Source organism: Sphingobium sp. RC1 (genome assembly GCF_059738765.1).
Genome location: NZ_AP027307.1, coordinates 65553 through 81893 on the forward strand (window position 1 = coordinate 65553; position 16341 = coordinate 81893).

A 16341-nucleotide genomic window follows, 5' to 3' on the forward strand; every position below is an offset into this window, starting at 1 on the left:
ACAAGGTCTTTTTATTCAGTGACGAGCTCCTTCCAAACGTGGGCGGTCTTCGAGTGTCGAGCGTGTATCCATGATCTTCCTTCGTGATTTCGAAGGCTTCCTCCAGCGCGCCATGGCACAGCCCAAGCACCACGTCGGAGTACATCTCGATGAAACGGTGATCGCTGCCCAAGGGGAAAAAACGCTCGTCACCTGACGCGGCGGCGAGCCCGAGAGCGGTTTCGTCTTTGAGGCCAAGGTTGAGGACGGTGTCCATCATGTTGGCATGGAAGTGCGCGCGCACGAGCGGACGGAGACGAGCAGCGGATCGGCCGCGTTGCGGTAATTCTTGCCGGTTACGCCTTCAATACGGGCGATGCCGTTGGCAACATCCGCACTCGGGCTTTCCGGGAGGACGCTCCCATCCTGATAATAGCGGGTCCGCATTTCGATCGTGATGGTGAAGCCCGGAGGCACCGGCAGGCCGATCGCCCGCATGCCGTCGAGATTGGTGCCCTTGCCACCAACGAGGTTCTTGTCACCCTTGCCGCCGTCATCCACGCCGGCCCCAAAGCGAGAAACATAACGCGCCGCGGTGGTGCTCATGTTGGCCGTACCCTACATACGTAATGAGCTGTGGTCTTCGCTGCGATTTCCTCCGCCGTCACGCCCGGCGCGACCTCGAGCAGCCGGAAAGGGCTGTCATGGTCGGGACGCTGGAATACGGCGAGGTCGGTGACGATCATGTCGACCACATTCTTGCCGGTCAGCGGCAGGGTGCAGGCCGGAATGAACTTGGGCGCGCCGTCCTTGGACGTATGCTCCATGACGACGATGATCTTCTTGACGCCCGCGACCAGATCCATCGCGCCGCCCATGCCCTTGATCATCTTGCCGGGGATCATCCAGTTGGCGATGTCGCCATTCTCGGCAACCTCCATCGCGCCCAGCACGGTCAGGTCAATATGCCCGCCACGGATCATCGCAAAGCTGTCGGCGCTGGAGAAATAGACCGAGTTCGGCAGCTCGCTGATCGTCTGCTTGCCAGCGTTGATCAGGTCCGCATCCTCCTCACCCTCATAAGGGAAAGGCCCGATGCCCAGCATGCCGTTTTCCGCCTGAAGCGTGACTTCCACGCCAGCGGGAATATGGTTCGCCACCAGCGTCGGGATGCCGATGCCCAAATTGACGTAGAAACCGTCCTTCAGTTCCTCGGCCGCCCGCGCAGCCATCTCGTCACGAGTCCAGCCTTTGGTTTCTTGGGCCATTATACGGTCTCCCTCTGGCGAACGGTGCGGAATTCGATCTTTTTATCGTAAGGCGCGCCGACGATCATGCGCTTCACATAGATACCGGGCAGGTGGATCGCGTCGGGGTCGAGGCTGCCGACCGGCACCACTTCCTCGACTTCGGCAACGCAGATCTTGGCGGCCGTCGCCATCGGCTGGTTGAAGTTGCGCGCGGTCTTGCGGAAGATCAGGTTGCCGCTCTCGTCCGCCTTCCAGCCCTTGATGATGGAGACATCGGCAAAGATCCCGCGTTCCAGGATATAATCCTGCCCGTCGAAATTCTTGACTTCCTTGCCCTCGGCCACCGCCGTGCCGACGCCCGTCTTGGTGTAGAAACCCGGAATGCCAGCGCCGCCAGCGCGGCAGCGCTCGGCCAGCGTGCCCTGGGGGCAGAACTCCACCTCCAACTCGCCGCTCAGATATTGCCTCTCAAATTCCTTATTCTCGCCGACATAGGAGGAGATCATCTTCTTGACCTGCCGCGTGCGCAGCAGCTTGCCCAATCCTTCGCCGTCGATCCCGGCGTTGTTGGAGGCGATGGTGAGGTCTTTGACCCCCGAATCACGGATCGCGTCGATCAGCCGCTCGGGAATTCCGCAAAGTCCAAAGCCGCCTGCACAAAGATGCATGCCGTCGAAGAGAAGGCCCTCCAACGCAGACGCAGCATCGGGGTAGAGCTTCTTGACCATTGCTATCTCCTCGAGTCGAATTTCTTTTTGACGCGAGAGATTGATCACTTCCAATGATTTGTTTTTTTAATTAATCATCATCAATGCCTATAAGTCGGATCAGCATGTACCATATTGAAACCCTGCTCTGGATCGAACGGCTCGGCACCTTTGCCGCTGCTGGCGAGCGGCTGAATACAACCCAGCCCACCATTTCGGCCCGGGTCCGCGAATTGGAGGCGCATTTAGGTGCGTCCCTTTTCCGTCGTGAGGGCAGAAGCATGACCTTGACACCGTCAGGCCGACAGCTTGTTCGCGATTGCCGAATGCTTTGGGGTGACATGCACACTGCCTTGCTGCGCTGCGGAGGTTATGGCGAAGCGAGCGGTGTTGTTCGCATCGGAACGGGCGAGATCGTTGCAGCAAGTTGCCTTCCCGCCTTTCTCTCCGCATTAAAGGCAGACATGCCTTTGGTCAGTCTTGAGCTTGAAATAGACCTTACTGCAAACCTCATTCAACAACTGCTCAAGGGTACGACCGATATCGCTTTTGCGGCCGGGCCGGTCGCCCATCCGTCGCTGCAAGTATGCCCGATCGGAGCAGTGGAACTGGTCTGGCTCGCTAGCCCTGAAGTAGCTGCGTCCTTTTGTGCAGCTTCGCCAGATCGTCCCGTTCCCGTTTGGTCTCTGGCCAGCCATTCACCGATACATGGCCGCATGCGGGAGGCTATCGCGGCATCGCGCATCGAGCAGCAGTCGCTCAACCTTTGCAATAACGCCAGAATGATGGTTGACATTGCGAAGGCGGGTGGAGGTATCGGCATTTTTCCTGAACCGATGGTGTGCGCGGATATGACCCGAGGCGATCTTGTAGAACTGGACGGGATGCCAGCGCTCGCACCTGTGGAGTTCCACGTTGCTATGCGCTCCTCTGACCCTGAGCCCTTGACCACAAAGATTTTCGAACGAGCGAGCCAATTGCGCCTGGATCAACAAAGCAGGTGATCAGGGCGTGGCTGGTGTGCTAGCGCGCCATGGTGTCTAAGAGCCTGTCTTCTTCCGACGTGGATCGCGAGCGGCCGAACCGCCGCCGGGAAATACTGGAGATTGCCGCGCAGCTGTTCGCGCGCAAGGGCTACAGGGGCACGTCGATGCGGGAAATCGGCGAACAGGCGGGTGTTCTGGGCGGATCACTCTACCATCATATCAAATCGAAGGACGCGCTGTTCGTTGAACTGCATAATGGGGCATTAGACGCGGCTCAGGACAGGATCGCTGAGGCCGTTGGCGCACAACATGATCCCTGGACGAAACTTGAAGCAGCCTGCGGGGCCTTTCTCGAAATCCAATTGGCGCCTGATTCTTTGACGCTGCCAATGATGAATGATTTCCGCGAAGTGCCCGAGGTGGTTCGCGAACAGCTAATTGCTCGGCGCGACCGGTTCGAAAAACTGTTCCGGGATCTAGTGGAAGGATTGCCATTGCCATCAGGAATAGATCGATCAATCTATCGCAATCTATTGCTGTCGCAGCTGAACTCGGTTTCGGAGTGGTATCGTCGCGGCAGGTTGAACTCTGCCCAAATTGCTGCCCAGATCGTCACGATATTCCGCCACGCATAGCTGATGGCATCAAACAACGAACCTCGCATCGTTGACTGTAACAGATGTTTGGTATAGACACAGGTGAAATTCTGGGGGATTTCCGATGTACAGTTATATTCCGCCGATCGATGATTACCGCTTCCTCCTGAACATGCTCGACTTCGATGCGGAGATGGCCGGGATCGGCAAGGATGTGGATGCCGACCTCGCCGCAGCGGTGCTGGAGGAGGCTGGGCGCATGTGCGCCGACCGTCTGCATCCGCTAAACCGCGAGGGGGACGAGCAGGGCAGCAAGCTGGTCGACGGAACGGTCCAAACGCCGCGTGGATTTGCTGAAGCCTGGCGCGATTTCGCGCGGACCGGCTGGACCTCCGTGTCAGCGGCGCCCGAATATGGCGGGCAGGGTCTACCCTTCATCCTTCAGCTCTGGCTGGACGAGATGGTATCGGCCACTAACCTCTCTTTTGGACTGTTCCCCGGCCTGACACGCGGCGCGTGCGAGGCGATTATGGCGCATGCCTGCGATGAGCTCAAATCCACCTATCTGCCGCGGATGGTCAGCGGTGAATGGACGGGCGCGATGGCGCTAACCGAAAGCGGCGCGGGCACCGACCTCGCTCTACTCAAGACCAAGGCAGAACCGCTGGGTGACGGCAGCTATGCAGTAACGGGCACGAAGATGTTCATCTCTTCGGGCGACCATGATTTCGGCGGCAATATCGTTCATCTAGTCCTCGCCCGCTTGCCTGACGCACCGGAGGGCGTGAAGGGGATCAGTCTCTTCCTAGTGCCTAAATATTTGCCCGATGCCCACGGCGACTTCACGCGGCCGAACGGCCTGTCGGTCGGGGCGCTGGAAAAGAAGATGGGCATCCATGCCCAGCCGACCTGCGTCATGAACTATGACGGCGCGACCGGCTGGCTGGTCGGCGCGCATCATCGAGGTCTGGCCGCCATGTTCACGATGATGAATGCAGAACGTCTGATGGTCGGCATCCAGGGACTGGGCATCGCTGGGGGTGCCTATGGGCAGGCTGTCGCCTATGCCAAGGAACGCTTGCAGGGCCGCAGCGCCGATGGTGCGCGCGGGCCGGTACCGATCATCGAGCATGCCGATGTGCGGCGGATGCTGCTCAACATCCGTGCCTTTGTCGAAGCGGGGCGGGCGCTCGCCGGCTGGACGGCATTGCAGCTGGGCCGGGCTCATGCTCACCCGGACGCAACCGAAAGGGCCAAGGCCGATGCGCTGGTCGCTCTGTTGACCCCCGTGGTGAAGGCGGCCTTCACCGACTTTGGTTTCGAAAGCGCGGTGCAAGCGCAGCAGGTATTCGGCGGCCATGGCTACATTCGCGAATGGGGTATGGAGCAATATGTCCGCGATGTCCGCATCGCCCAAATCTATGAGGGCACCAACGGGGTGCAGGCGATGGATCTGGTCGGGCGCAAGCTGGCCTTGGCCGACGGGTCGGTGGTCGAGGGCCTTTTCGCCTCCATCGCGGCGGATCTGGAGACAGCGGGCGACCTCGTCATCGCGGACAGGACGCGTGAGGCGCTGTCGCTGCTGCGCGGGGTGACGGCCTCGCTGCGGGGAGCGGGACTAGATGCGGCAGGAGCGGCAGCGGTCGATTATCTGCGGTTGTTCGCACTGGTTGCCATGGGATGGATGTGGACCCGCATGGCTGCGGCCGCCACCGACGACAGCGCGTTGCATCAGGGCAAGCGCGCGGTCGCCAACTTCTATGCTTTGAGGGTGCTGCCACAGGCGCAGGGCCTGGCCGCGACTATTGCCGGCGGCGAAGCGCCGATCATGGCAATGGGCTCCGACGCCTTCTGATCGAAAGGGAGATCATGTCTGTCGAGATGAGCCGTGTCGGCGCGACCATGGTGCTGCGCCTCAACAACGGTCCGGTCAATGCTTTGTCGGTCGGCAACGGCTTTGTGGAGGAGATCGGCGCCGCGCTCCGCTTGGCAGCGAACGATCCGGCCTGCCGCGCGATCGTCTTGGCAGGCGCAGGGCGGCTGTTCTGCGGCGGCGCGGACATCAGCGACTTCGAAGGTGATCCCGGGCGGATTGGGGAACTGCGGGAAATGATCGCACTGGTCGAGGCCAGCCAGAAGCCGGTCATCATGGCGATCCATGGCATGGCGCTGGGCGGCGGGCTGGAACTCGCGATGGCCGGCCATTACCGCATCGCGCAGGCCGGAACGCGGCTGGGCCTGCCCGAAGTGACGCTGGGGCTGTTGCCCGGCGCGGGAGGTACGCAGCGGCTGCCGCGGCTGATCGGCGCTGGCGCAGCGCTCGACATGATGCTTTCGGGCAAGCCGCTGATGGCGCAGCAGGCGCTGAAACTGCGACTAATCGATCAGCTCGTGGACGGCGATGTGGTGGAAGCTGCGCTAGAGACCGCACGCGTTGCCTTGCCTCCAATGCGACGAACTAGCGACCTCGCGATCCCTATCGACGCCGCGAAAGCGGTGGAGACCCGCCGCGCAAAGCTGCGCCCTGGCCTCAATATGGCGCCCGGCTACATCCTCGAATGCGTGGCTGGGCTGTCGGACGACCTCGCTGCAGGGTTGGCACGGGAAGCGGCGCTTTTTAGCGAATTGGTGCAATCGCCTGCCTCACGCGGCTTGCGCCACGCCTTCTTCGGGGAGCGGGCGGTCAGCAGAGTTCCGGGCCTTTCGTCGGATGCGCAACCGCGGGCGATCCAGCGGGTCGGCGTTGTCGGCGGCGGGCTGATGGGGACGGGCATTACCATCGCTCTGCTTAATGCGGGGCTGCCCGTGACTATGGTCGAACTCCGCTCCGAAGCGCTCGCCAAGGCGGAGGCGGCCATCCGTAAGACGCTGACCCGCGAGGTGGAGAAGGGGCGGATCGGCGCCGACGTGGCGGAAGCGCGCATCGCCGCCTTCACCCCTGCGCCCACGCTCAATGCGCTCTGCGAGGTCGATCTCGTCATCGAGGCCGCGTTCGAGGATATGGCGGTCAAGCAGCAGATATTCACCGGCCTAGACCCGATCGTCCGGCCTGATACGATCCTAGCGAGCAACACATCGACCTTAGACCTCGACGCCATCGCGGCCCTGACGCATAATCCCTCGCGCGTCGTAGGCCTGCACTTCTTCTCGCCCGCTAATATCATGCGCCTCCTGGAGATCGTGCGCGGGCGCGAGACGGCGCCCGATGTGCTGGCGACTGCCATGGCGCTCGGCAAGCGCATGGGCAAGGTCTGCGTCGTATCTGGCGTATGCGATGGCTTCATCGGCAACCGTATGTTCGAGGAATATCTGCGGCAGGTCTGGTTCATGCTTGAAGAAGGCGTGCTGCCGCATCAGATCGACGCCGCGCTGGAACAATGGGGCATGGCCATGGGACCGTGCCGGACGATGGATCTGGCAGGCCAGGACATAGGTTGGGCGATCCGCAAGCGCCGCGCGGTGGAGCAGCCCCATAGGCCCTATTCTGGCGTCATAGACAAAATTTGCGAGCTAGGCCGCTTCGGGCAGAAGACGGGGAAGGGCATCTACGCCTATCCCGACGGGCGGACGGCGGAGCCTGATCCCGAAGTAATCAAACTGATCGAGGATTATTCGGCCGAGATCGGTCTGACCCGTCGTGCCATCAGCAACGAGGAAATCGTCGAGCGCTGTCTGCTAACCCTCATCAACGAAGGCGCGCGGATTGTGGGCGAAAGGATCGCCAGTCGGCCGGTTGACGTCGATATGACCTTTCTGCACGGCTACGGCTTTTCTCCCGCAAGGGGCGGGCCGATGTTCCAAGGCGACCTGATCGGCTTGCCCGTGCTGCTGGATCGGCTGCGCAGCTATGCTGCGGGCCGCAATAGCTGGGCCTGGACGCCCGCTCCCCTGATCGAGCAGCTGGCGGCCGAAGGGCGCCGGTTCGAAGACCTTAACGCTTAGAGAGAGTCACAAACATGACGGACGTTTTTCTGCTGTCGGCGGCACGAACCGCCATTGGTAGCTTCGGCGGGTCGCTGAAGGATCAAAAGCCGGGTGAATTGGCCGCTCATGTCGCCAAGGCGGCGATCGAGCGGGCGGGCGTGGATGCGGCTCAAATTGGCAACGTCGTGCTGGGAAACGTCGTACATTGCGAACCGCGAGATGCCTATGCCGCGCGCATCGCTGCCATCGGGGCGGGCGTGCCGCAGGAATGCCCTGCGCTAACCGTCAATCGCCTATGCGGATCGGGCTTGCAGGCGATCATCTCTGCCGCGCAGTCGATCATGCTGGGGGACTGCGAAATCGCCGTCGGCGCCGGCGCGGAGGTGATGAGCCGCGCGCCCTATTTCCTGCCCGCTGCGCGCTGGGGCCAGAAGATGGGCGATGCGGTAGCGCAGGATGGCCTGATCGGCGCGCTGACCGATCCCTTCCAAGCGATCCATATGGGCGTGACGGCGGAGAATGTGGCCGCCCGCTACGGCATTTCACGGGAGGAGCAGGATGAACTGGCATTCGTGAGCCAGAAGCGCGCGGCCAACGCCATGGCGCAGGGCTATTTCAAGGATCAGATTGTGCCGGTCGATGTGCTGGTGCGTCGCAAACTCGTGCCGTTCAACACCGATGAGTTTGTCCGGGCCGACGCGGCAGTGGACGACTTCGGCAAGCTGAAGCCCGTTTTCCAGAAGGAAGGCACCGTCACGGCAGGAAATGCGTCTGGCATCAATGACGGCGCGTCGGCGGTCGTTCTGGCGAGTGCGGCGGCGGTGAGCGCCAGTGGTCTCAAGCCTTTGGCGCGGCTGGTGTCCTACGGCCACGCAGGTGTCGATCCCGCTTATATGGGCATCGGGCCGGTGCCTGCCACACGCAGGGCGTTGGAAAAGGCAGGACTGACCATCGCCGATCTCGACGTTATTGAGTCTAACGAGGCTTTCGCCGCGCAGGCTTGTGCTGTGTCAAAGGAACTGGGCTTTGATCCAGCAAAGGTGAACCCTAATGGCAGCGGCATTTCGCTGGGTCATCCGATCGGCGCGACCGGGGCGATTATCACTACCAAGCTGGTCCATGAACTGCGCCGTGTCGGCGCACGCTACGGGCTGGCGACGATGTGCATCGGCGGCGGCCAGGGGATCGCAGCGATTTGGGAGCGTGTCTGACTCCTGGTTCTGAGCGGATGGTCTTCAATGCGCTCAGAAGTCGGACTTCCAATGGGCGCAGAATAGATTTGTAACGGTCTTGTGCCGGTCACCTATCTCATTCTGCCACCTTGGCTTCGACCACGAGCGGGCTGATGCCGCGCAGAGATGAGTTCCGCCTTCAGGGTTTGAAGAACGTCTCAACAAAGGCGTTGTCGTAGCAATTACCCTTGCCGCTCATTGATGGACGCAGGCCGTAGGCCTGCAGCTTCTTTTGATAGGCGTAGGAGCAATATTGGGCGGATTCAACCGGTCGTCGCAACACCAAGAAATTGGAGGTTGTGAACATGGCAGGCCGTCGAGCATCAGAACGCTGCACCCGAGAGAGGTTGCGCTCCCCGGGGCGCCCACCTGCCTGGCAGCGTGAGCACCATTTCCGCTTCTGGCAAGCGATCGCTCGAGGGCGTAGCAGTGAAGATGCTGCTGCGGATGCCGGTATTTCGACACCGCTGGGGCCACGTTGGTTTCGGAGTTCGGGAGGTATGCCGCCAACACATTTGGCGCCATCGGCGCCAGCACTCAGTGGTCGATTTCTGAGCTTCCAGGAGCGAGAGGAAATTGCTCTCGAACTTGCGCGAGGTTTCGGGATCCGCGCCATTGCCCGCAAACTTGGACGTTCAGCCAGTACTATCTCGCGCGAAGTGCGGCGCAATGCCGCCACGCGTGGCGGCAATCTGGAATATCGCCCGATCGCCGCACAGTGGCACGCTCACCGCGCCGGCCGTCGCCCGCGCCCCGGGAAGCTGGCCAGCAATCCGGCATTGCGCATGTACGTGGAAGAACGCCTTACCGGTCAGATCACGGATGCTGATGGTATCGGCTTTGCCGGGCCGCAGGTGATATGGAAGAAGCGCCGTGCGGTACATCGACAAAGTCGACGATGGTCGGTGGCCTGGAGCCCCGAGCAGATCGCTCATCGGCTACGGATTGATTACCCTGAGGATCCCGCCATGCGCATCAGTCATGAGGCCATCTATCAGTCCCTCTATATTCAGGGGCGAGGCGCCTTGCGTCAGGAGTTGACGGCATGTCTGCGCTCGGGTCGGGCTCTACGAACGCCGCGTGAACGCGCACGAGGGCGCGGAAAATCCTTCATCGGTGACGCCATCATGATCAGCGAGCGTCCTGCGGAAGTCGAGGATCGGGCAGTTCCCGGGCATTGGGAAGGCGATCTCATCCTCGGACTGCATAGCTCGGCGATCGGCACCCTGGTCGAACGAAGTTCCAGATTCACCATGCTGCTGCATTTGCCGCGAGAGGACGGATATCAACATGGACAAGGCATCAGGAACCGCCAACCGCTGGCCGGCCATGGGGCAGAAGCTGTCCGCAAAGCCATCGTCCAATCCATGCGCGAACTACCGGAGAAGCTCCGGCAATCGCTGACTTGGGACCAGGGAGCAGAGATGGCCCAGCACGCAAAGCTCAAGATCGACAGCGGCTTGGAAATCTACTTCTGCGACCCGCAAAGCCCGTGGCAACGCGGATCGAATGAGAATACCAACGGCTTGCTACGACAGTACTTCCCTAAGGGCACCGACCTTAGCCGGCACTCCATAGGCGATCTCGACGCCGTTGCTCACGCGCTGAACACGCGTCCACGGAAAACGCTTGGCTGGAGAACCCCCGCAGAAGTCCTCGACCAGTTCCTGGTCGCACAGTATGAAGCCGGTGTTGCGACGACCGGTTGAATCCGCCTTGGCTGCCCCGATCCGAATGGAAAAAGCAGCCCTCCGGAGGCTGGCGCAGGCGCACCGCCATATCTAATGCCCTGATCGCCAAGTCATTCTTCATCCTGTCGCTGACAGCCCAACCTACGACGTGGCGGTAATGCAGGCCGAGAATGACGGCAGGTAGCATCGAGCAGGCCCCAACAATCCGGCTGATCCACGCAGCGGATTACCTTCTCGCGCGTTCGAAGCAGACACTTCAGATAATGATTTTCATCAAATGGGCGATAGCGCGCTGAGACAACAGCCGTCATTTGCCGTGGCATGACGTCCCAGACTGTGTGCAGATCAGCCTGGGACGCCCGTCCTGAGGACCAGCAATCGACTTGATAGCCGCTGCCCCCTCCGAAAGTGATCATTTTAGCGCGTCAATAAACGAACTTCACACAAAACCACCTTGCAATGGATTGCAGCATACGGCATCTGCAATGGATTGCAAGCGCGGGCCATGTGTGTGTCTTTACAGCTTTGACGCGCTCAGGAGGGAAGATGCCGATCGGAATGTCAGGGAATGGCAATGCCATCAACCATCCTCAAACGATGGGGACCCATCTTTCCAAGGAATGGATCGCTCACGCCCGCGACCAGAAATTTAGCCGTCTGCCCCTCATACAACATATGCCGCCCGCCCGGGTGATCGAAGGTCTCGACCTGTGGGACATGTGGCAGCTAACCCGGCCGGATGGCAGCCCTGTCATTGCTGATGAACGCGAATATTGGTTCTTTCTGGCAACTGCGATGCTGGACGATCCGGAAGACCGCCACGACATCGCCCGCATTCGCTTTACAAGTCGTGGTACGGACGGGTGGCGGGATCACGGCTGGTTATTGCCCGATGGATGGTCGCCTGGCAGTCGGGAATGGTCCGGTTGCTCAGTACTTGCGGAAGATGGCCGGACCGTCACTTTGTATTTCACGGCAACAGGCCAGCGGGACGGGCCCCACAGCTTCGAGCAGCGGCTCTTTGAAACGCATGCCGAATTTGAATTCGACGGCGACATGCCTGTCTTCCGCAATTGGTCTAAGCCGGTTCAATCCGTCGCGGCCGATGGCCACTGGTACAAGATTGCCGACCAGATCGTCGCGCCTGCCCATGGCATCTGGGGCTTTCGTGATCCATGCTTTTTCCGGGATCCGGCAGATGGGGCTGAGTATCTGCTGTTCACCGGTTCGGCTGGATGGACGGACAACAGGCTGGATGGCGTTATCGGCCTGGCGACCCGCACCATGGACGGCTGGACTCTGCAGCCGCCGCTGATCGAAGCGGTTGGCGTGAACAGTGAGATGGAACGACCGCATGTGATCGTCCGCGACGGACTATATTATTGCTTCTGGTCCAGCCACGGCCGCCGCCATGCAGCTGACGTGGGGGCTCCTACTGGCCTTTACGGCATGGTGGCAGAGCGTTTCGCTGGTCCATGGCGTCCACTGAACGGGACCGGCCTGGTCGCTGCCAATCCTGTCGATTCACCACTTCAGGCTTATTGTTGGTGGGTGTCGAGCGAAGGAAACGTGATCAGCTTTATCGACTATCCAGGAGCGAAGGGAACGGAGCCCCCGCAGGCGCGGAAGGAGCGTCGCGCCATGTTCGGCGGTACGGTCGCGCCGGTGTTCTCGCTCATCTTCGACGGTGACGTCGTGCAACCGCAGCCCGCCTGCGAATGGGAGTGAAGATGGACGTAGGAGCAAAGCCGCTATACGGCTGCATCGAAGCGGGCGGCACGAAATTCATTTGCGCGCTGGCGAATGGCGAAGGCCAGTGGCTGACGCGTACGCGCATAGAAACGACCCACCCGGCAGATACGATCGGGCGCATGGTTGACTTCCTACGGCAGGCGCAACAGCAATATGGGCGCCTGGCCAGCTTGGGCGTTGCCAGCTTCGGTCCGATCGAGCTTGATCAATCACGGCCCAACTGGGGTTCCTTGACGGATACGCCCAAAGCCGGATGGAGCCGAGTATCGCTGGTCGAGCCTCTGCGCGAGGCATTTGCGGTGCCCATCGAAATCGACACCGACGTCAACGCTGCCGCCTTGGCTGAAGTCGAGGCAGGGGGTGAAGCCTGCGGACAGGGTTTGATCTATGTGACGGTGGGAACGGGCATAGGTGGCGGCGCGGTGTTTGATGGGCGCGCTCTTCACGGACTGCGGCACCCGGAGATGGGTCACTTGGTGCCTCCCCGTCATCCGATGGACACGGATTTCCCGGGTTGTTGCCCCTATCATGGCGCCTGTGTGGAAGGATTGGCGAGTGGTCCCGCCATCATCGCCCGTTGGGGCCGCTCCTTGTCACAGCTGGATGAGAATCACCCCGCGCATGACATTGTGGCGTGGTATCTCGGCCATCTGGTGGCCTCCATGCTGGCAATGCTTTCTCCCGGTCGCATCGTGTTTGGCGGCGGAGTGATGGGTACGCCCGGGCTTCTGGACCGCGTCCGTGTCCATGCCGAACATTTAGCGGCTGGTTATCTCGCTGAGCGTGGCACGGTAGGCCAGATCATACAACCACCTCAACTGGAAGCCGATGTCGGACTGAGAGGCGCGCTGCTATTGGCCAAGGCAGCTCTTGATCGCGCCCAACCTGAATCGTCGCCCAAAAGCCTAGCGAGCTAAGATCAGATGGGGTGATTGGGGCCGACCCTGAATCGCTTGGGTGGCTGCTCCTCGCAAAATGGTAAGACGTGGTCCGTGTTGAGCGGCCACAACCATAAGGAGGAGCAACCATGCGCTACTATGCCGGACTGGATGTTTCGTTGGAAGAGACAGCGATCTGTATCGTCGATGAGGTAGGCAAGATCGAACGCGAACTTCGCGCGTCGAGCGACCCCGCTGCCTTAATCGATGCCTTCGCCGCACTCGACTTACCGATCGAGCGTATTGGTCTTGAGGCCTGTTCACTGGCATCCTGGCTGCATCAGGGGATGGCCCGAGCCGGGCTTCCGGTGCTGTGTATCGAAACTCGCGCGGCTAAGGCCGCAATGGGCGCAATGCCCAATAAGAGTGATCGTAATGATGCTCGCGGCCTGGCTCAAATCATCCGCACAGGATGGTATCGGGCAGTACATGTGAAGAGCCCGCCGTGCCGCTCTGCCCGCGCGCTGCTTGGTGCTCGGCGGATGGTGCTGAACAAGCAGCGCGACATTGAGAACGAGGTCCGTGCGGTCTTACGCGAGGCAGGGCTAAAGCTCGGCACGCCTGGTCGGAAAATGTTCGCACCGCGCGCCAGAGAGCTCGCCTCGGCGGATGCTGGCATCACAGACATTGTCGAACCATTACTGGCTATCCTAGCGACGATGGCCATTGAACTTGCACGTCTGACAAAGCGGGTTCTGGATGCCGTTCGTGTCGAACCTGTCTGTCGCCGGCTGATGACGGTACCTGGAGTTGGACCGCTTACTGCGCTGACTTTTCGCGCGACGGTTGATCAGCCTGAACGCTTCCGGCGGTCACGCGACGTCGGGGCGCATTTCGGTCTTACGCCGCGCCGCTACCAATCAGGCGAAACGGACATTCAGGGCCGCATAAGTCGATGTGGGGACGAACTCGCTCGCACCGCTCTCTACGAAGCCGCGCATACATTGCTGACGCGCTGCACGAAATGGTCGACACTGAAAGCGTGGGGCATGCGCATCGCGCAACGCCGCGGATTGGCAAAGGCACGCGTCGCCGTCGCACGAAAGCTCGCCGTCATTTTACATCGCATGTGGACCGATCAAACCGACTTCCGCTGGGGTAAAGCGTCGGCGGTCGCGGCTGTGTGAGGAGATAAATCAGTTTCCGCCCAAGCCGGGTGGGAAGCGATCGTTCCCATGGGGACGATGGGCGAGCCGACTTCGCAGTGAGTCCAGAACCTCAGCATGTCTGAAGGTCGAGGCTCAGATTGAAGCGCCTCGTTCTTCTAACCCCATTATGCGGCGACCAAGCGTCGATCGCGGAGAGAAGCAAGTGATCCATGGGAGCGGTCACGATACTGAGGATGCAGCTTGACCCAAAGGCCCCAATCAGAGAAGGACTCATTGATTAATCCAGAAGATGACGGTTGCTGCGATGCAGATGGCTGACATGAAGGTGTGAGCGCAGCGATCGTAGCGGGTATGGATGCGCCGCCAGTCCTTGAGCCTGCCGAACATATTCTCGATCTTGTGACGCTGGCGATATAGCATAGCGTCGTGCGGGATCGGGACCTTCCGGTTCCGCTTTGACGGGATGCAGGCCGTGATGTTGCGTTCGGCGAGGGCCTTGCGGAACCAGTCGGCGTCATAGCCTCGATCGCCGAGCAGGGCTTTGGCACGGGGCAAAGCGTCGAGCATCAGGGCTGCTCCCTTGTAGTCGCTCATCTGGCCCTCGCTTAGCAGCATGACCAGTGGCCTGCCCTTGCCGTCGCACACGGCGTGGAGCTTCGAGTTCAGGCCGCCTTTGGTGCGTCCGATACGTCTGGGAACAGCCCCTTTTTGAGCAGACTGGCAGCTGTCCGGTGCGCCTTCAGATGCGTCGCATCAATCATCAACTGGTCTGGCTTGCCGCCTTGCGCCGAAAGGGCGGAGAAAATCTTGTTGAACACACCGAGCCGACTCCACCGGATGAAACGATTATAGATCGTCTTGGGCGGACCATAGTCGGCGGGCGCATCGCGCCATCGCAAGCCGTTCCTGATGACGAAGATGATACCGCTGATGATCCGACGATCATCCACCCGCGGCACGCCGTGAGAAAGAGGGAAATAGGGCTCGATCCGGCGCATCTGCGCCTCCGACAGCCAAATCACATCACTCATGGCAACGTCTCCTCACGCAGCCATTGAATCAATCAATCTTCCGCTCGGCAAGAGATTTAATAGGTCCTGACCCTAGGCCGAGATGCGTACGATCAATTCAGGAGCGAGGCGCACCGATTCACACGCCTCGCCCTTCATCCGCTTGAACAACAAGTCGCACATCAGCGCGGAGCCGCGTTCCAGATCCTGGCGGATCGTCGTCAGCGGCGGGTTGCTTTGCGCCGCGATCGGCACGTCGTCGAAACCGATGACCGACAGATCTTGCGGGACGGATCGGTCCAGCGCGGCTGCGGCTCGGATCACGCCCATCGCCACGACGTCGGACCCAGCAAACACGCCATCCACATCGGGATGCTCCCGGAAAAGCGTTTCCGCAGCGGCAAACGCGTCCTGGGAAGTGAGATGTGCTGGGATCAGGACGGGAGGCTGCGGAGTATCGGACGACGCTGACGACAGGAAACCTTCATAGCGCGCAGCAAATTCAGGAACGCCGATATTGCCCAGGAAGGCAAGCTTTCGGCGCCCTTGTGCCATCAGCCGTGCCGCCGCGATGCGGCCACCCTCCACATTGTCGACCCCCACCGACAAATAACTTTGTTCAGGGCTATATTGGCCCCACACCACCATCGGCTCATAGGTCAAGCCGACCTCCTGCAACACGGCGGCCTGATCCGATTGACCCACCACCAGCACGCCATCGACCCGGCTGCTGTCGATAATCTGGCGCAACCAGTTGTCATGTTCCGGTTCGATGCGTTTAAAGAGCAGATCATAGCCCCGCTGCGACACCGCGTCGGCAAGATAGGCCAGCATCGCCATGAAGAACGGGTCGCTTAAATGCTGTCCCTTTTCATGGCCCAGCGGCAGGACGAGCGCGATCGTGTGCGACTGGCGCGTGCGCAGCATGCGCGCGGCCGGGTTCACGGAAAAGCCGACCTCCTTTGCCAAAGCCTGGATGCGCCTGCGCGTCTTCAAGGCGATAAGGCTATTGTCCGCCAAAGCACGGGAAACTGTTGCAGCGGATACGCCCGCCAGCTTCGCCATTTCCTGCAAGGTACGGGCTTGCAGCACGCCTGTTTCGGATGACGAGGCAGGCGTGTCGCTAGTTATCTTCGCGGATGGACGTTTGGTCTGAGGCACCAGATG

The 16341-nt window shown here is 60.8% G+C and carries 13 protein-coding genes and 3 pseudogenes; 9 read left to right on the plus strand and 7 right to left on the minus strand.

Features of this window, described 5'->3' with window-relative positions; translation table 11 throughout:
* Positions 1 to 14: 14 nt before the first annotated feature.
* The 3 genes and pseudogenes from AC6JBC_RS13360 to AC6JBC_RS13370 form a co-directional block, all read right to left on the minus strand.
* A pseudogene (locus AC6JBC_RS13360) lies at positions 15 to 585 on the minus strand (PEP/pyruvate-binding domain-containing protein); the annotation flags it as partial.
* A complete protein-coding gene (locus AC6JBC_RS13365; RefSeq protein ID WP_449470440.1) occupies positions 582 to 1247 on the minus strand; it encodes a CoA transferase subunit B in 666 nt (221 codons plus the stop codon). The gene AC6JBC_RS13365 and the pseudogene AC6JBC_RS13360, both read right to left, overlap by 4 nt.
* The gene (locus tag AC6JBC_RS13370) at positions 1247 to 1957 is read right to left on the minus strand and encodes a CoA transferase subunit A (RefSeq protein WP_449470439.1); all 711 of its coding nucleotides are present in this window, start codon (positions 1955 to 1957) and stop codon (positions 1247 to 1249) included. The genes AC6JBC_RS13365 and AC6JBC_RS13370 overlap by 1 nt, the downstream gene beginning before the upstream one ends.
* 83 nt (positions 1958 to 2040) lie before the next feature.
* On the opposite strand from AC6JBC_RS13370, the gene AC6JBC_RS13375 reads away from it, so the two are divergent.
* The 5 genes from AC6JBC_RS13375 (at position 2041) to bktB (ending at position 8653) form a co-directional block, all read left to right on the plus strand.
* Positions 2041 to 2940 (plus strand): LysR family transcriptional regulator, encoded by a 900-nt coding sequence (locus AC6JBC_RS13375; RefSeq protein WP_449470438.1) that lies wholly within the window; start codon positions 2041 to 2043, stop codon positions 2938 to 2940.
* 29 nt (positions 2941 to 2969) lie between these two features.
* Positions 2970 to 3557 (plus strand): TetR/AcrR family transcriptional regulator, encoded by a 588-nt coding sequence (locus tag AC6JBC_RS13380; RefSeq protein ID WP_449470436.1) that lies wholly within the window; start codon positions 2970 to 2972, stop codon positions 3555 to 3557.
* An 85-nt stretch (positions 3558 to 3642) separates the two neighbouring features.
* A complete protein-coding gene (locus AC6JBC_RS13385; protein ID WP_449470435.1) occupies positions 3643 to 5373 on the plus strand; it encodes an acyl-CoA dehydrogenase family protein in 1731 nt (576 codons plus the stop codon).
* A 14-nt stretch (positions 5374 to 5387) separates the two neighbouring features.
* The gene (locus tag AC6JBC_RS13390; RefSeq protein WP_460989837.1) at positions 5388 to 7460 is read left to right on the plus strand and encodes a 3-hydroxyacyl-CoA dehydrogenase NAD-binding domain-containing protein; all 2073 of its coding nucleotides are present in this window, start codon (positions 5388 to 5390) and stop codon (positions 7458 to 7460) included.
* Positions 7461 to 7474: 14 nt separating this feature from the next.
* Positions 7475 to 8653, plus strand: coding sequence for a beta-ketothiolase BktB (gene bktB / locus AC6JBC_RS13395; RefSeq protein ID WP_449470432.1), 1179 nt, complete (start codon positions 7475 to 7477; stop codon positions 8651 to 8653).
* 146 nt (positions 8654 to 8799) lie between these two features.
* On the opposite strand, the pseudogene AC6JBC_RS13400 reads toward bktB, so the two are convergent.
* Positions 8800 to 8933, minus strand: a pseudogene (locus tag AC6JBC_RS13400) (IS3 family transposase); the annotation flags it as partial.
* A 46-nt stretch (positions 8934 to 8979) separates the two neighbouring features.
* Between AC6JBC_RS13400 and AC6JBC_RS13405 the strand changes: the two are divergent.
* On the plus strand, positions 8980 to 10383 hold the full coding sequence (locus tag AC6JBC_RS13405; RefSeq protein ID WP_449470393.1) for an IS30 family transposase: 1404 nt from the start codon (positions 8980 to 8982) through the stop codon (positions 10381 to 10383).
* Positions 10384 to 10390: 7 nt separating this feature from the next.
* On the opposite strand, the pseudogene AC6JBC_RS13410 reads toward AC6JBC_RS13405, so the two are convergent.
* Positions 10391 to 10543, minus strand: a pseudogene (locus tag AC6JBC_RS13410) (DDE-type integrase/transposase/recombinase); the annotation flags it as partial.
* Between the two features lie 368 nt (positions 10544 to 10911).
* Between AC6JBC_RS13410 and AC6JBC_RS13415 the strand changes: the two are divergent.
* The 3 genes from AC6JBC_RS13415 (at position 10912) to AC6JBC_RS13425 (ending at position 14182) form a co-directional block, all read left to right on the plus strand.
* Positions 10912 to 12093, plus strand: coding sequence for a glycoside hydrolase family 68 protein (locus AC6JBC_RS13415; RefSeq protein ID WP_449470394.1), 1182 nt, complete (start codon positions 10912 to 10914; stop codon positions 12091 to 12093).
* Positions 12094 to 12095: 2 nt separating this feature from the next.
* Positions 12096 to 13034: an ROK family protein gene (locus AC6JBC_RS13420; protein ID WP_449470396.1), complete on the plus strand. Its 939-nt coding sequence runs from the start codon at positions 12096 to 12098 to the stop codon at positions 13032 to 13034.
* Between the two features lie 110 nt (positions 13035 to 13144).
* Positions 13145 to 14182: an IS110 family RNA-guided transposase gene (locus AC6JBC_RS13425; RefSeq protein ID WP_449469137.1), complete on the plus strand. Its 1038-nt coding sequence runs from the start codon at positions 13145 to 13147 to the stop codon at positions 14180 to 14182.
* A gap of 252 nt (positions 14183 to 14434) precedes the next feature.
* Here the strand turns inward: AC6JBC_RS13425 and AC6JBC_RS13430 are convergent.
* Positions 14435 to 15195, minus strand: a protein-coding gene (locus tag AC6JBC_RS13430; protein WP_449470398.1) for an IS5 family transposase whose coding sequence is annotated in 2 segments (ribosomal slippage) — positions 14435 to 14862 and positions 14862 to 15195 — 762 coding nt in all. Because the reading frame shifts where the segments join, the coding sequence is not laid out codon by codon here.
* 72 nt (positions 15196 to 15267) lie between these two features.
* Positions 15268 to 16335: a LacI family DNA-binding transcriptional regulator gene (locus tag AC6JBC_RS13435; RefSeq protein ID WP_449470399.1), complete on the minus strand. Its 1068-nt coding sequence runs from the start codon at positions 16333 to 16335 to the stop codon at positions 15268 to 15270.
* Positions 16336 to 16341: the final 6 nt, after the last annotated feature.

What these genes read in the sequence shown, in the direction of transcription:
- AC6JBC_RS13365 (WP_449470440.1), bottom strand. Translation starts at nt 1,247, where the DNA reads ATGGCCCAAGAAACCAAAGGCTGGACTCGTGACGAGATGGCTGCGCGG.
- AC6JBC_RS13370 (WP_449470439.1), bottom strand. Translation starts at nt 1,957, where the DNA reads ATGGTCAAGAAGCTCTACCCCGATGCTGCGTCTGCGTTGGAGGGCCTT.
- AC6JBC_RS13375 (WP_449470438.1), top strand. Translation starts at nt 2,041, where the DNA reads ATGCCTATAAGTCGGATCAGCATGTACCATATTGAAACCCTGCTCTGG.
- AC6JBC_RS13380 (WP_449470436.1), top strand. Translation starts at nt 2,970, where the DNA reads ATGGTGTCTAAGAGCCTGTCTTCTTCCGACGTGGATCGCGAGCGGCCG.
- AC6JBC_RS13385 (WP_449470435.1), top strand. Translation starts at nt 3,643, where the DNA reads ATGTACAGTTATATTCCGCCGATCGATGATTACCGCTTCCTCCTGAAC.
- AC6JBC_RS13390 (WP_460989837.1), top strand. Translation starts at nt 5,388, where the DNA reads ATGTCTGTCGAGATGAGCCGTGTCGGCGCGACCATGGTGCTGCGCCTC.
- bktB (WP_449470432.1), top strand. Translation starts at nt 7,475, where the DNA reads ATGACGGACGTTTTTCTGCTGTCGGCGGCACGAACCGCCATTGGTAGC.
- AC6JBC_RS13405 (WP_449470393.1), top strand. Translation starts at nt 8,980, where the DNA reads ATGGCAGGCCGTCGAGCATCAGAACGCTGCACCCGAGAGAGGTTGCGC.
- AC6JBC_RS13415 (WP_449470394.1), top strand. Translation starts at nt 10,912, where the DNA reads ATGCCGATCGGAATGTCAGGGAATGGCAATGCCATCAACCATCCTCAA.
- AC6JBC_RS13420 (WP_449470396.1), top strand. Translation starts at nt 12,096, where the DNA reads ATGGACGTAGGAGCAAAGCCGCTATACGGCTGCATCGAAGCGGGCGGC.
- AC6JBC_RS13425 (WP_449469137.1), top strand. Translation starts at nt 13,145, where the DNA reads ATGCGCTACTATGCCGGACTGGATGTTTCGTTGGAAGAGACAGCGATC.